Source organism: Xylanimonas sp. McL0601 (assembly GCF_049852175.1).
Taxonomy (GTDB): Bacteria; Actinomycetota; Actinomycetes; order Actinomycetales; family Cellulomonadaceae; genus Xylanimonas.
Genome location: NZ_CP187527.1, coordinates 2,679,034 through 2,692,762 on the forward strand (window position 1 = coordinate 2,679,034; position 13,729 = coordinate 2,692,762).

Genomic DNA, 13,729 nt, shown 5'->3' on the forward strand with positions numbered 1-13,729 from the left:
TGTCCCCCGCCGCACGATTCTTCGTGCTGCCCAGGGAACGGTGTGTCGACAGTCCGCTACTCCGCGACGACGCTGCTGTCGTCGCTCGAATCAGATCCCAGCGCCGTGGAGAGTCACCTGGCTACCCAGCTTGCCCACCAGGGTGTGTCCGTCGGTGTCGGCGAGCGCCGTTCGTGGCACCACTCGCTGCCGGCGTTAGCGCGAGACCTCCACGATGCCGGTCTCGGCGACGTCGAGGTGATCCTCGAGCACCGCCTGCCGCTCACGTCCAAGCGCTCGGACGTCATCCTCGCGGGTGTCCACCCACGCACGGGCGATCCGTCGTACGTCGTCGTCGAGCTGAAGCAGTGGACGAACGCACACCGGTTCGAGGAGAGCGACACTCTCGTCACGGTCGATGGCGCACGGTACCGCCACACCCTGCACCCCAGCGTCCAGGTCGCGGGCTACGTCGACTACATGCGCGACTTCGTCGCAACGCTCGCCGGCAAGCCCGAGCAGATCCAGGGGGTCGCCTACCTCCACAACGCCGTCGACGATGGCGTCGCTGAGCTGCTGGACCCGGTGACTGTCGCGCTCGCTCCCTTGTTCACGGGTGAGAGGCGCACCAAGCTGCACGATCATCTGCGGACCCTGCTCGCGCCAGCGGCGTCTGGCGCTCAGGCGGCGGACTGGCTCCTGGGTTCCGCGACCCGTCCCTCAAAGCAACTCATGGCCGTTGCCGCGGACGAGATCCGTGAGCGCGAGCAGTTCGTACTGCTCGACGAGCAGAAGGTCGCGGTCGATCTCGTCCTGCACGCTGTCTCCCAGGCACACCGCTCCGACCGCAAGCACGTCGTCCTTGTCACGGGCGGACCGGGTTCCGGCAAGTCGGTCATCGCGCTCTCGCTGCTCGGCGACCTCGCGCGCGAGGGGCGATCCGTCGTCCACGCCACGGGGTCACGCAGTTTCACGATCACGCTGCGACGCGTCGCAGGGAAGGGCTCGACGCGGACGCAGCAGCTCTTCAAGTACTTCAACAACTTCATGAGTGCCGAGAAGAACGGTCTCGACGTCCTCATCCTCGACGAGGCGCATCGCATCAGAGAGACCTCGGTGGACCGATACACACGCAAGGAGGTGCGCGACGCCGCGCGCAAGCAGGTCGACGAACTGCTCGACGCCGCACGGGTACCGGTCTTCCTGCTCGATCAGAACCAGGTGGTCCGGCCGGGCGAGCTCGGAACGCCCGCGGACATCCGCGCGGCCGCGGCGGCTAAGGGCCTCGACGTCGTCCAGGTGGACCTCGATGCCCAGTTCCGCTCCGGCGGCAGTGAGGCGTACATCAAGTGGGTCGAGCGGCTGCTCGGTCTGTGTGACGGCGGGCCTACGCCATGGGAGGGCGATGACGCGTTCGACGTCGACGTAGCCGACTCCCCCGAGGAGCTTGAGGCCATCCTCGACTCGAAGCGTCTCCACGGTTACGGGGCCCGGATCACCGCCGGCTACGCGTGGCCATGGTCGAAGCCGCGCCAGGACGGCACGCTCGTTCCCGACGTCCAGATCGGTACGTGGTCACGACCTTGGAATCTCAACGACGACCGCTCCGTGGGAGGCGCGCCGCCCTCAGCACTCTGGGCCACGGACCCTGCCGGGTTCGGTCAGGTCGGCTGCGTGTACACCGCGCAGGGATTCGAGTACGACTGGAACGGCGTGATCGTCGCGGACGACCTGGTGTGGCGGGCGACCGCCAACGACGGCCGAGGCGGCTGGGTCATGCAGCGGGATCGGTCGAAAGACCCGGCGTTCAAGAAGCAGATTGCTGACGCCGACGTCGATCGGCTGATCCGTAACGCGTACAAGGTGCTGATGACGCGTGGGATGGTCGGCACGATCATCTACTCCACGGATCGTGAGACACGGGAGATGCTCGGCGCACTCGTGGATCCGGGGAACTAGTCTCGGGCTTTCACCATCCGCGGTGTCCGGGTGACGGACTGGCAGCGTGGAACCGAGGGCTTGGCACATCGAATGTCAGGCCTCGAGCTCATCCAGGTCAATGGCGTCCAGGACCGCGGCGAGGCCAGGTTCACCGGTTAGGTCTAGTGCCTGCCGCGCCTGCGGCCGACCCCTCATCGAGAAGGCCACCTCCGCCCCAGCGTCGGTGAGCACCTGCCACGCCTCGGCGTTCGCCCAGTCGACGCGGGCAAGCACCGAACGCTCGAAACGAACCCCGACCAGGATCTCGGTCTTCTTCTCGCCGAAGGCGTCCGCCGCGCCGTTGCGAACCGCGATCAGCCGTACGGACGACAGTCCCGGAGCGACCGCGAAGGCCTCCTTGGCCGTCACGATCGCGAACCCGGCGACCATTTCGGCGTACATCGACGCCGTCTCGGTCTTGGTCAGCTTCTTCAGCGTGGGGTTGCCCGCCGGCGTCAAAGCGGGTCGCCGCTCAGGCACCGCGCTCACCGGCGGGACGAGCACGACGATGGCAGCATCCCGGTCCCAGACCCCCACTGGTGCCGCTACCGCCTCGTTGTCCTCGAACGCGGCAGCCAGGGCGCCCAGCACAGTCGACGGGTCGTTCGCGTGCAGCAACGCCCACCATGAATCGAGCTCGGCCTGCTGCTGGGCACGTTGTGTCTCGCCCGCTGCCCGTTCCGCTGCGACGTGCGCCTGAGCACGCGCGAGTGCCTCCGCCTTCGCCGCCGCACGTGCCTTTGCGTGTAGTCAAGTGTTCTGGCCCCACTTGTTGTCACGAATCTTGGCCCCGGCGGCGCTTGGACGTGCGGAGCCGGTAGGACTCGGTGCCGGTCTGCAGGATGTGGGCGTTGAAGGTGACGCGGTCGACGATCGCGGAGACGAGTCGCGGGTCGGGGAACACGGTGCCCCATTCGCTGAAGGGCAGGTTGGTGGCGATCGCGATGGAGGATTTCTCTTCGCGTTCGGTCATGATCTGGAAGAGGAGCTCGGCGCCGCGGGGGTCGGCGTGGACGTAGCCGAGCTCGTCGAGGCAGAGCAGGTCCAGGCGGCCGTAGCGGGCCACGGTGCGGGCCAGCTCGCGGTCGTCGGCGGCCTCGACGAGCTCGTTGATCAGGTTCGCGCAGGTGGTGTAGCGCACGGCCTTGCCCATCTCGCAGGCGGCGGTGCCCAGCCCGATGAGCAGGTGGGTCTTGCCGGTGCCGGAGTCGCCGAGCAGGACGACGGGTTCGCCCGCGGCGAGGTAGGCGCCGGTGGCCAGGGCGGCGAGGGTGGCGCCGTGGATCGGTGAGCTGGTGGTGTCGAAGTCCGCGAGCCGTTTGGTGCGGGGAAACCGGGCTTCCTTGATCCGCCGCCCGCGGCGGCGTTCGGCGCGGGCATCGACTTCCGCGGTCAGGACGTCGGCGAGGTAGGCCAGGTGGGAGCGTTGCTCGCGTAGTGCGGCGGCGGCCAGGGGCTGCGCCTCGGCGCGCACCGTGGTCAGGTACAGGTCCTTGGTCGTGACGTTGATCGCGGCCAGGGCGGCGTCGTTGCTGGTCATCGGTTATTGCCGGTCAGCAGGTCGTCGTAGCCGTGAAGGGTGGGGGCGGAGCGGTCGTAGCGGGTCAGGGCATCGATCGGGATCACGGGCGCGAGCGGGGGTTCGGCGGCGCGGCGGGCGTCGATGAGCACCGAGGCCGGGTCGAGGATCCCGGTGGTGATCGCGGTGCGCATCGCCGCCCTCAGCGCGGGCGCGGGCAGGGTGCGGTGCGCGAGGAGGACCTCGATCAGGTCCCGGGTGCCGGGCCCGTCCCCGCGCGCGGCCCGCGCCGCGTCCCAGTACGCCTGGTGGTCCGGGGTGAACGCCCCGGACTTCTTGGCCTGGGCGAGCGCGGTAGCGCCGGGCAGCGCGCCGGGCTTGCGCGCGAGGATCTCCAGGTAGTGGTCCAGGTCGAGGACGTCGACGTACTTCGCCGTGGCCCGCTCGTGGACCGCGACGACCTTCGCCCCGTCGAGGACCTCCACGGTGGCGGCGCCCAGGCGCACGGTCAGGCGCTTGGCGACGTAGCGGACCGGGACGGAGTAGTACGCCTGGCGCACGCACACCCGTGAACGGGAGTCGACCTTCGCGCTGATCACCGAGGAGGTGTCGAACGCCTCGCCCGGCAACGGCGCGAGGGTGGCCTGCTCGGCGGCGAACTCGACCCCCACGCCTGCGTGGTGCCCGGTGATCACCCGGGCGTCGTCGGCGAGGTCACCGGCGGCGATCAGTTCGTTCAGGGCAGTCATCGAGGCCACGTCCGGGATGGGCACCAGGTGCGTGCGGCGGAACCGGCCGATCTCGCCCTCGATGCCGCCCTTCTCGTGCGCACCGTCCTTGCCCGGGACGCAGAAGAACGAGGCGAACCCGTAGTGCGAGCGCAGCGCGGTGAACCGGTCGTTCTCGAGCCGGTCTCGGCCCCGCAGAATCCGCACCACGGCAGGCTTGAGGTTGTCGTACCGGACCCGGGCGGGCACCCCGCCGAAGTACGCCAACCCGCGCACGTGCCCTTCGAGGAACGCCTCCTGCGCCTGGTTCGCGAACGCGTAGTGGAACGCCCTGCCAGAGGCGGACAGTCGCATCGCGAACATCCAGACCTTCAGATCCTGCCCGGCCAGGCGGATGTGGAACTCCCCGAAGTCGACCTCGGCCTCCGCGCCCAGGTCGTGAGCCTGCGGGACAAACACCTCGACGCGGTCCAGGCCCAGCTGGCGGCGCCGGAGGGCCACATACCGGGAGACGCTCACCTCCGACAGGTCCGCGCCATGCTCGGCGACCAGCCGCTGCCACACCCGCCGGGCGGTGTGCCGCTGCTTGACCGGCACGTCCTTGTCGGCGCTCAACCAGGCGTCGATCAACTCCTTCCACGGATCGATCGCCGGCCGGCCCCGCGAGGCGTACTCCTTGCGCGGCGGCGGGACCGCGGACGCCAACGCCTGGCGCACCGTGCGCCGGTGCACCCCGTGCCGCAGGGCCTCGGCGTTCTTAACCGTTCTGTTATCTGACCAGGGCGAACGCTTGCGCGGGGTCTCGTGCGAGGGCGCGGAGTGCGGCGGCGATGTTGGTGTGGCCGGCGAGGCGCAGGACGCTGATGGCGAGGTTGCGGATGGTGGCGAGCACGGCGGGTAGATGGCCGGTGCGGGCCTGGTGGCGGTCTTCGTCGAAGGTGACGTCGCGGACCCAGTGCAGGCGGTTCTCGATACCCCAGTGCCCGCGGATCGCGTCGGCGAGCTCGGCTGCGGTGGTCTGGTCGTAGTCCAGGGAGGTGATCAGGTGCACGGTCTCGACTCGCCAGCGCCCGCCCTTCTTCACGCGGCGGATCAGGCGCAGCGCCTGCTTCGCGCCGGGGAAGTCGATCGGGGTGTGCGGGATCACGGCGCGCAGGATACGGGTCTCGAGGCGGCCGTGGCCCTTGCCGCGGGTGACGTCGATGTCCGGCACGTGCGGCCAGGGCAGCGCCTTCAGGGTTGCGAGCAGGGTGGGCTGGTTGCCCTTGACGGTCATGACGTAGTGGCCCCCGCGGCCGGTCAGCCAGGCGGCGTGGGCGCGCTGGGTGTGCAGCGCGTCGGCGGTCACGAGCACGCCGGCGAGGTCGAAGCGGTCCAGCAGCCGCGGGATCGCGCCGATCTCCGAGTCGGCGCCGCCGTCCTTGCCCGCTACCTGCACCTGCCCAATGACCGTGCCGGTGGCGTGGTCCAGAGCGGCGACCACGTGGGCCTGACGGGTCTTGCCGCCGGTGCGGGTGCGGGCGCCGCGGATCGTCTTGCCGTCCACCGCGAGCACTCGCCGAGCACCAGGGGCAGGCACGTGCCGGGTGGCGAGCCAGGCACCGACGACCTGGTCGAGGACGCCTGGCTCCACGCGGCCCAGCAGCCGGCGCACCGTCGTCTCCGACGGGCGACGCGAACCGGTCAGCCCCGCATCGTGAACCACCCGCGCGGGCGCGGCGGCGAGCCACTCGCTGATCTCGGTCAACGTCTTGGCCCCGGCCAGGACCGCGCAGACCGTCAGCGTGAGCACGCCGGCCAGCGGGTAACGGCGGCCCTCGCGGCGACGAGGATCCACCACAGCGCCGAGCGCAGCGGCCAGCCCGGGCGGAACCTGATCACCAGCCGGGACCTCGTGGCCAGCCGGCACAGCAATGGGCAAGGATGAGGGCACGGACGCGGCACCAGCTTCCGGATGTCGATCGGTGTAGGAACCTCGATCATCCCGCAGGTGCCGCGTTCGCCTGCCTCTACACCACTACGCCCGATCTGTCACGGGTTATGCCCACCATCCGAGAACGCCGGAGCCCTGCCCCGTGCCGCGTCGCCAGCTCACGGATCGAGAGCTCCTCACGGCGGTGATCGACACGGATCTCTTCGAACAGCTCCACCCTGGACCTGACCATTCCGACCTCCCCGACGACGTCGTCGAGAAGATCTGAACCGGGGGTGGGGCCAACTTTCGTGAAGACACGCGGCCCCACCCGCCCGCGAGATCACCCACCCAGCCGGGGCCAAGATTCGTGAAGAAAACGGCTCCAGGTGGGGCCAAATCAGGTGACCACACTCATGCCTTCCAAGCGAACAGGCCGATGCCCTGCAGGTCGGACTCCTGAAACCGGCGAACGACGGCCGCCTCATCGGTCTGGGCAGGCAACGGCGCGACGGGGTGGGCGGCGGGAGGGAAGTCTTGGCGATGCAGGCTGAGGAGCGCTAACAGCGTCCTCAGGAGTTCCTGCCCCTGTTCCGCCTTCTCGGCCTGTGCGAGCGCGCGCGTCGTCGCCCCTCTCGACGTCCGGTTGCGTGACCCCGCTCCAGCACGGCTGGCGGATCCACTCAGACTCGTGTAGTAGCCGAACGGGCCGGACCCGGTGGAGAACCCGGTCCGACCGGCGCCAACATGAATCCTGGCGGCCCGGGGACCGACGCTTGCACGCAGCCCCCGGCTCGACGCACGAACCCTGATACCTGGTGCCAACTTCACCGAGAAACCCACGGTCCCAACCTATTGGCGCCTAAGAGGATGTCTCACGTGGTTCACCCTGGTTCGGCGTGTTTGCGCGGTTCGCGATGCTTGGGGCGGCATGATCCGGGGGCGTGAGCGATCCGTTGTCGTTGCGGCTGGTCCCGGACGAGCTGTGGGAGCTTGTCGAACCCGACCTGCCCGCCTTCGAGCCGCGTCCGCAGGGCGGCGGGACAGCGCCGGTGGACGCGCGGGCGGTGTTCACCGCGATCGTGTACGTGCTGACCAGCGGCTGCGCGTGGCGGATGCTGCCGGGCTCGTTCGGGGTCTCGCCGGCCACGGCGCACCGGCGATTTACGGACTGGGCCCGGGCCGGGGTGTTCGCCCGCGTGCAGCGGCGGGTCCTGGACCGGTGTGGGGCGGCTGGGATGGTGGACTGGAGCTCGGTGATCCTGGACGCCGCGAGCGTCCGGGCCAAAAGGGGGGCTCGCTGACCGGGCCCAGCCCGGTCGACCGGGGCAAGAAGGGCTCCAAGATCCACGTCATCACCGACGCGAACGGACTGCCGCTGGTCGTCGGCGTCTCGGCGGCCAACCTGCACGACTCCCAAGCGGCCGAGCCGATGGTCCGCGGCATCCCGCCGCTGCGATCCCGGCGCGGCCCGCGCCGGCGCCGGCCGGACAAGCTGCGCGCCGACAAGGGCTACGACTACGACCACCTGCGCACCTTCCTGCGTCAGCGCGGCATCATCCCGAAGATCGCCCGCCGCGGCATCGACTCCTCCGAACGCCTCGGCCGTCACCGCTGGAAGGTCGAACGCACCCTGGCCTGGCTCACCGGCTACCGCCGCCTGACCATCCGCTACGAACGCCACGGCAAGCTCTACGCCGCCTTCGTCGCCCTCGGTGCCACCATCACGGCATTCAAGAAGCTCCAGGCCGCCACGTGAGACAACCTCTAAGAACGCCGCCGACTGCGCGGGCTATTTTCACCCTGCCGTCGGCCGTTCGATCGGTAGTTCCTATCCAAACTTCGCGCCGCCCGCCTGCTGCCGACCATGGCCGGCTGCATGGGCAAGGCAAACCGGGGAAGATTGGACCCACCCGGCCGCTGCCTGCCAGCAGAGCTCGCGGCAGTGTTCGCACACCTCGCGTCGAAGTTGGACGGCGAATTGCCCGTCGCGGGGATCGGTCCCCAGAAGCACAAGGTTCGGGTCAGCGCGGGTCAAAGCGTTGCCGGTTTTGTCCCCGAGCCGGTAGTGTCGTTCGGCTCCCACCCGCGCACTCCTTCGGAGGTCAGTCATGCCTGCCGCTTTGTCCGAAGCCGAACTCGACAAGGAGCGGGCGCACCTGGTCCGGGCGCGCGAGGAGCTTGCCCGGATGCGCGAGCGCACGGCGGCGCTGACAGTCCACGCCGGCGACCGGATCAGCGCCGAGGTGCTTGAGGCGACTCTTGCCCGCCGCATGGCGCAGCTCGCGGATGACCCCAGCGTGCCGCTCTTCTTTGGCCGGCTGGACCATGACGAGCAGACCGGGGCTGAGGTCTTCCACGTTGGCCGCCGGCACGTCTCGGACACCGCAGGCGACCCGCTGGTCGTGGACTGGCGCGCCCCGGTGAGCGCAGCGTTCTACCGCGCCACCCGTCAGGACCCGATGGGCGTGGCGGTCCGTCGCCGGTACGGTTTCGCGCGCGGCGTGCTCACCGGGTTCGAGGATGAGGTGCTGTCCGACCCAGCAGCGACCGACGGCGAGAGCTCGGAGATCCTCGAGCAGGAGATCGAGCGCCCGCGCACCGGCCCGATGCGGGACATCGTCGCCACCATCCAGCCCGAGCAGGACGCCATCGTCCGCAGCGACCTCGACCGCACAGTCGTCGTGCAGGGTGCGCCTGGCACGGGGAAGACGGCGGTGGGCCTGCACCGGGCCGCCTTTCTGCTCTACGCGCACCGCGAGCAGGTCACGCGGCGGGGCATGACCGTCGTCGGGCCGAACGCGAGCTTTCTGCGGTACATCCGCGACGTGCTGCCGGCCCTTGGGGAGGTCGACGCCACGCAGACGACGGTCGAAGCACTCGTCTCCGCACACGGTCGCCTGCGCGGACATGAGCCTGCCGAGGTCGCCCGGCTCAAGGGCGACGCGCGCATGGCGCAGGTGCTGCGCCGCGCCATCTGGTCGCACCTGGCCGAGCCCGACGAGCCGCTGGTACTGCGGCGCGGGTCGCGACGCTGGCGCGTGGCCGCGCACGAGGCGCGTGACGCCGTCGCGCACGTAGTGAGCCGCGACCTGCGCTACGACGCTGGACGCGAGCAGCTGCGATACGCCCTGGCGCACCGGATCCTGCAGCAGATCGAGGCGAGCGGCGACGCGCTCGACGACCGGGCGTGGGACACTCTGGCGCGCACCAAGGTGGTCCAGGACTACACGGCGGCGTTGTGGCCGGCCGTCGTGCCCCCGCGGCTGCTCCACCGTCTACTCGCCGACCCGGAGTATCTCGCGCGAATGTCCGACGGCGTCCTCACCGCCGCCGAGCAGCAGGCGCTCGTCTGGACCACGCCGCCGCGGAGCCCTGGCGCGGCCCTGTGGACGCTCGCCGACCTCGTGCTGATCGACGAGCTCGCCGACCTGCTCGAGCGAGCGCCATCGGTGGCGCACGTCGTCGTCGACGAGGCACAGGACCTGTCGCCCATGATGCTGCGCGCCCTCGGTCGCCGCGCTCGCACTGGCTCGCTCACCGTGCTTGGCGACCTCGCCCAGGCGACGACGCCGTGGGCCGTGCGCTCCTGGAGCGACGCCCTGGAGCATCTCGCCAAGCCCGACGGGCACGTCGAGCAGCTGACCGCCGGCTTCCGCGTGCCCGGCGACGTGATCGAGTTCGCGGCTCGTCTGCTGCCCCGGATCGCACCCGAACTCGCGCCACCGGTGGCCGTGCGGCGGGCCCGCGGCGAACTCCTGCTCACTACGGCGCCGACGGTCGAGTTGGTGCGGGCCGCGCTCGCGCGCGACGGGTCCGTGGGGCTCATCGTGCCCGACGCTGCGGTCGTGCCCGCCCGGTGCTGGCTCGCGGCCGCGGGGCTGGCATTCGCCGTCGTCGGCGAGGAGGACGGGAGGGCGACAGCGCAGCAGCACGACTCGGCCACCGAGTTCGACGCACGCCTCGACCTGGTGCCGGCCTCGCTGGTCAAGGGCCTCGAGTTCGACCACGTCGTCCTCGACGACCCAGCGGGGATCGTTGCAGGCGAGGCCGAGCACGAGTCGGGGCTGCGACGACTTTACGTCTGCCTGACCCGCGCCGTGACGTCACTCGCCGTTCGGCATCAGAACGACCTGCCCGCAGAGCTCAGCGGGCCTGGTGCCGAGGCCGCGTAGGACACCGCGCTCAGCTTGCCGTTCTTGCCCTTCTTCTTCCCGAACGCCGACCACCAGCGCCCGTCACGGCACAGCCGCCACACCGTGACAGGTCCGACCTCTGCCCGACTCCGGCCATCCTGGGACTCGCTCCGACACCGCAGCCAACACCTACTGATCTTCTGCCGGTACGGATCCCCGAGACGGTCCAGGTCCAGATGGTCGGGGACCTGGCACGGCTGAAGGTCGAGATTGAGGCGTATCAGGTCGTCGATCCGACGGACGCCGTAAGTGAGAGGATTGACCTGGGTGGGCGGCTCCCGGGAGGGAGTTCACATGGCTGATTTCGAGTGGCTCGTGGTTGAGCCCGTGGATGCGCTGCCCGCGACGGAGTTGCTGACGCGGCCGCGGCCGGAACCAGTGCGCGGTCCGTCCAGGACACCACATGAGGCGCTTGACGCGCTGAAGCAAACGGAGGGTGCGCGGAGCGCGATCGAGCGGCTGCCAGCGCTTGAAAGCCCCGAAGTTTGGGGTGAGATTGCCTACTTCACCGTTTGCGAGACCCGCGGGACGGCTGTGGGCGGCGCGTTTGTCTGGGACGCCGATTTCCCTGGCAACTTGCTAAGAGGTTGTCTCACGTGGCGGCCTGGAGCTTCTTGAATGCCGTGATGGTGGCACCGAGGGCGACGAAGGCGGCGTAGAGCTTGCCGTGGCGTTCGTAGCGGATGGTCAGGCGGCGGTAGCCGGTGAGCCAGGCCAGGGTGCGTTCGACCTTCCAGCGGTGACGGCCGAGGCGTTCGGAGGAGTCGATGCCGCGGCGGGCGATCTTCGGGATGATGCCGCGCTGACGCAGGAAGGTGCGCAGGTGGTCGTAGTCGTAGCCCTTGTCGGCGCGCAGCTTGTCCGGCCGGCGCTGGCGCGGGCCGCGCCGGGATCGCAGCGGCGGGATGCCGCGGACCATCGGCTCGGCCGCTTGGGAGTCGTGCAGGTTGGCCGCCGAGACGCCGACGACCAGCGGCAGTCCGTTCGCGTCGGTGATGACGTGGATCTTGGAGCCCTTCTTGCCCCGGTCGACCGGGCTGGGCCCGGTCAGCGAGCCCCCCTTTTGGCCCGGACGCTCGCGGCGTCCAGGATCACCGAGCTCCAGTCCACCATCCCAGCCGCCCCACACCGGTCCAGGACCCGCCGCTGCACGCGGGCGAACACCCCGGCCCGGGCCCAGTCCGTAAATCGCCGGTGCGCCGTGGCCGGCGAGACCCCGAACGAGCCCGGCAGCATCCGCCACGCGCAGCCGCTGGTCAGCACGTACACGATCGCGGTGAACACCGCCCGCGCGTCCACCGGCGCTGTCCCGCCGCCCTGCGGACGCGGCTCGAAGGCGGGCAGGTCGGGTTCGACAAGCTCCCACAGCTCGTCCGGGACCAGCCGCAACGACAACGGATCGCTCACGCCCCCGGATCATGCCGCCCCAAGCATCGCGAACCGCGCAAACACGCCGAACCAGGGTGAACCACGTGAGACATCCTCTAAGTCTGTTCGACGCACAAGTGAACTGCTATGTGTATTTCGCTGGCGCGGATGACCTTGGCGTGCTCACTCCACCGAGTGCGCTCACCGGTCAAGTCTGGTGCCACTTCACTGCGCCGGAAGGCGGCTACTACCTCTTCTTGCCGCACGCGCAGACGTACCCCGACCAGTACTACGGCCCGGACTACTACGCGGCCGTCGAGTGCTTGATCGACGACCACTCGTTCGGCGAATTTCAGATGCGACCTGGCCACCACCTGAACCAGCCGCTGATCGCAAACCTTTCCGAAACCACGGACCCCAACGTCCCCCACCGGTTCACGCTCAGGCAGATAAACGGCGGCGTCTTCTTCTGGAGCCTGACTGTCTGGAACATTCCCGTGGCGCAAGATTGATCGCCGATGGATGCGGAAATTTCGATCGGTGTCCGCAGACAGTTGTGGACGAAACGGTCGAGACGGCTGGGACAGGTGACGGCGAACTGCAGTCACCTGTCCCGGACCGTTCAGCGAAGGTCGCTCTTGCGGATCAGCGCGTGCACACCGACCGTCCGGTCCACGACCTGCGAGACGATGAAGTTGCTCGCCGCGGAGAGGTACGCGTACGCCACCGCACGGCTGAGGCCCTCGTCGTGCTGCAGGAAGTCGAGTGCGTTGACGACTGCGCGACGCATCGCGACGTTCAGGTCGCTGACCTGGCCTCCGACCCCCGCGTCCGGGTCGGAGAGCCCGATCGGGATCCACGAGTCTTCGGTCTCCGCGAACGGGTAGCGGTAGGCCACGCTCGGGGCCATGCCGTCGCCCGGCTTGCACACGGTAAGCCGGAACGTGCCGCGCAGGCTCCCCTCCATCGCCGTCAGGGCCACCTCTCCGTCACCCATCGCCATGTGCGGGTCGCCGACCTAGAACAGGGCACCATCCGTCTTGACCGGCAGGTAGAAGGCCGAGCCGACGCCGAGATGGCGGATGTCGACGTTGCCACCGCCGAGGGTCGGCGGGATCGAGTTCGCGGTCGGGTCGGCTAGCCCGGTCGCCTCGGAGAACGCGACGCCCATGGTGCCGAAGAACGGGTTGAGCGGGAACCGCAGGGACCGGCGGCCGTCCTGCATGACGCCGCTGTTGCCCTGCACCGCGGTGAAGACCGAGACGTTTCCGTAGTCGGTCGGGATGCCGGTCGAGCGCCCGTCGGTCTCGCGCGGGGGCATGACCTCGTCGAGCGCGATCCCGGCCAGCGCCCCTGAGGCGGTCATGGCCAGGGCACCCTTGCCGTGGCGGCTGGAAACCACGCCGTACGGGACGCGCAGCTGCAGGTCGAGCGTCTCGATCTTCAGCACGTCGCCCGGTTGCGCCCCGGCCACGGCGACCGGTCCGGTGATGACGTGCGGCCCGTCGACGTCGAACCTGCGGACCGTGCGGTCGTAGCTGGCCGCGACGTCGATCGCGTCGGCCAGCACCTCGCCGCGCTTGACGCCGTGGCCCGCGAAGAAGCCGATCGGGTCACGGCCTTGGTCCTCCAGGATGCCCTCGTGCGACAGCGCGTCGATGGTGATCGTCTCGCCCGACCGGATCGACGTCACCGGGGTGGCGTGGACGGTCGGCACGTAGCCCCACAGCACGTCGTCGGTCACGGAAGACAGGTAGTGGTGGCCCGGGATCCTGCCCTTGCCCGGCTGCAGCACCCCACCGAACGCGCCCGGCGACGCCCGAGCAGGCGGGCTTCGGCGTCGCGGCCGCAGGGCCGGCGGTCAGGCCGGTCGCCAGGGAGCCGGCGCCGAGCACCGCGGCAGCACGAAGCAGATCGCGTCGTCCGACGCCATGCTCGATGAGGGATGCGGCGTGTTCACCGTCGAGAGTCACAAGAGTCTCCTTCGGACGAGGTCTTCCGCCCGCAGGTGCGGGCGCTGCAGCTCGCAACGTAGGAGGGTCCGTCG

The 13,729-nt window shown here is 69.8% G+C and carries 12 protein-coding genes; 5 read left to right on the forward strand and 7 right to left on the reverse strand.

Annotated elements, in window-relative coordinates:
• Positions 1 to 105 precede the first annotated feature (105 nt).
• Complete coding sequence (locus ACO4JP_RS12370; protein WP_425954095.1) at positions 106 to 1,938, forward strand: DNA/RNA helicase domain-containing protein; 1,833 nt, start codon at positions 106 to 108, stop codon at positions 1,936 to 1,938.
• A gap of 75 nt (positions 1,939 to 2,013) precedes the next feature.
• On the opposite strand, the gene ACO4JP_RS12375 is transcribed toward ACO4JP_RS12370, so the two are convergent.
• From ACO4JP_RS12375 to ACO4JP_RS12390, 4 genes are all read right to left on the reverse strand, one after another.
• Complete coding sequence (locus tag ACO4JP_RS12375) at positions 2,014 to 2,577, reverse strand: hypothetical protein (RefSeq protein WP_425954097.1); 564 nt, start codon at positions 2,575 to 2,577, stop codon at positions 2,014 to 2,016.
• Between the two features lie 157 nt (positions 2,578 to 2,734).
• Entirely contained in the window at positions 2,735 to 3,499 is a 765-nt protein-coding gene (gene istB, locus ACO4JP_RS12380) for an IS21-like element helper ATPase IstB (RefSeq protein WP_425954099.1), read from the reverse strand.
• The gene (gene istA / locus ACO4JP_RS12385; protein ID WP_425957105.1) at positions 3,496 to 4,950 is read right to left on the reverse strand and encodes an IS21 family transposase; all 1,455 of its coding nucleotides are present in this window, start codon (positions 4,948 to 4,950) and stop codon (positions 3,496 to 3,498) included. The genes istB and istA overlap by 4 nt, the downstream gene beginning before the upstream one ends.
• A 25-nt stretch (positions 4,951 to 4,975) precedes the next feature.
• Entirely contained in the window at positions 4,976 to 6,046 is a 1,071-nt protein-coding gene (locus tag ACO4JP_RS12390) for an ISAs1 family transposase (RefSeq protein WP_425954101.1), read from the reverse strand.
• 235 nt (positions 6,047 to 6,281) lie between these two features.
• Between ACO4JP_RS12390 and ACO4JP_RS12395 the strand changes: the two genes are divergently transcribed.
• From ACO4JP_RS12395 to ACO4JP_RS12405, 3 genes are all read left to right on the forward strand, one after another.
• On the forward strand, positions 6,282 to 6,407 hold the full coding sequence (locus ACO4JP_RS12395; protein WP_425954103.1) for a hypothetical protein: 126 nt from the start codon (positions 6,282 to 6,284) through the stop codon (positions 6,405 to 6,407).
• A 667-nt stretch (positions 6,408 to 7,074) separates the two neighbouring features.
• Positions 7,075 to 7,877 (forward strand): IS5 family transposase gene (locus ACO4JP_RS12400; protein WP_425957030.1). Its coding sequence is split into 2 segments (ribosomal slippage): positions 7,075 to 7,411 and positions 7,411 to 7,877, totalling 804 coding nucleotides; the frame shifts between segments, so codons are not numbered across the junction.
• A gap of 352 nt (positions 7,878 to 8,229) precedes the next feature.
• Positions 8,230 to 10,293, forward strand: a complete 2,064-nt coding sequence (locus tag ACO4JP_RS12405) for a HelD family protein (RefSeq protein WP_425954105.1) — start codon at positions 8,230 to 8,232, stop codon at positions 10,291 to 10,293.
• Between the two features lie 613 nt (positions 10,294 to 10,906).
• On the opposite strand, the gene ACO4JP_RS12410 is transcribed toward ACO4JP_RS12405, so the two are convergent.
• Positions 10,907 to 11,709, reverse strand: a protein-coding gene (locus ACO4JP_RS12410) for an IS5 family transposase (RefSeq protein WP_425957106.1) whose coding sequence is annotated in 2 segments (ribosomal slippage) — positions 10,907 to 11,373 and positions 11,373 to 11,709 — 804 coding nt in all. Because the reading frame shifts where the segments join, the coding sequence is not laid out codon by codon here.
• A gap of 110 nt (positions 11,710 to 11,819) precedes the next feature.
• On the opposite strand from ACO4JP_RS12410, the gene ACO4JP_RS12415 reads away from it, so the two are divergent.
• The gene (locus tag ACO4JP_RS12415; RefSeq protein WP_425954106.1) at positions 11,820 to 12,194 is read left to right on the forward strand and encodes a hypothetical protein; all 375 of its coding nucleotides are present in this window, start codon (positions 11,820 to 11,822) and stop codon (positions 12,192 to 12,194) included.
• A 110-nt stretch (positions 12,195 to 12,304) separates the two neighbouring features.
• Here the strand turns inward: ACO4JP_RS12415 and ACO4JP_RS12420 are convergent, their stop codons facing one another.
• Both ACO4JP_RS12420 and ACO4JP_RS12425 read right to left on the reverse strand, forming a co-directional pair.
• On the reverse strand, positions 12,305 to 12,685 hold the full coding sequence (locus ACO4JP_RS12420; RefSeq protein ID WP_425954108.1) for a hypothetical protein: 381 nt from the start codon (positions 12,683 to 12,685) through the stop codon (positions 12,305 to 12,307).
• Between the two features lie 15 nt (positions 12,686 to 12,700).
• The gene (locus ACO4JP_RS12425; protein ID WP_425954110.1) at positions 12,701 to 13,426 is read right to left on the reverse strand and encodes an acetamidase/formamidase family protein; all 726 of its coding nucleotides are present in this window, start codon (positions 13,424 to 13,426) and stop codon (positions 12,701 to 12,703) included.
• Between the last annotated feature and the right edge of the window lie 303 nt (positions 13,427 to 13,729).

Excerpts from the sequence above, each read along its gene's own strand:
- ACO4JP_RS12405 (WP_425954105.1), top strand. The coding sequence starts at position 8,230 with ATGCCTGCCGCTTTGTCCGAAGCCGAACTCGACAAGGAGCGGGCGCAC.
- ACO4JP_RS12420 (WP_425954108.1), bottom strand. The coding sequence starts at position 12,685 with ATGGCGATGGGTGACGGAGAGGTGGCCCTGACGGCGATGGAGGGGAGC.
- istB (WP_425954099.1), bottom strand. The coding sequence starts at position 3,499 with ATGACCAGCAACGACGCCGCCCTGGCCGCGATCAACGTCACGACCAAG.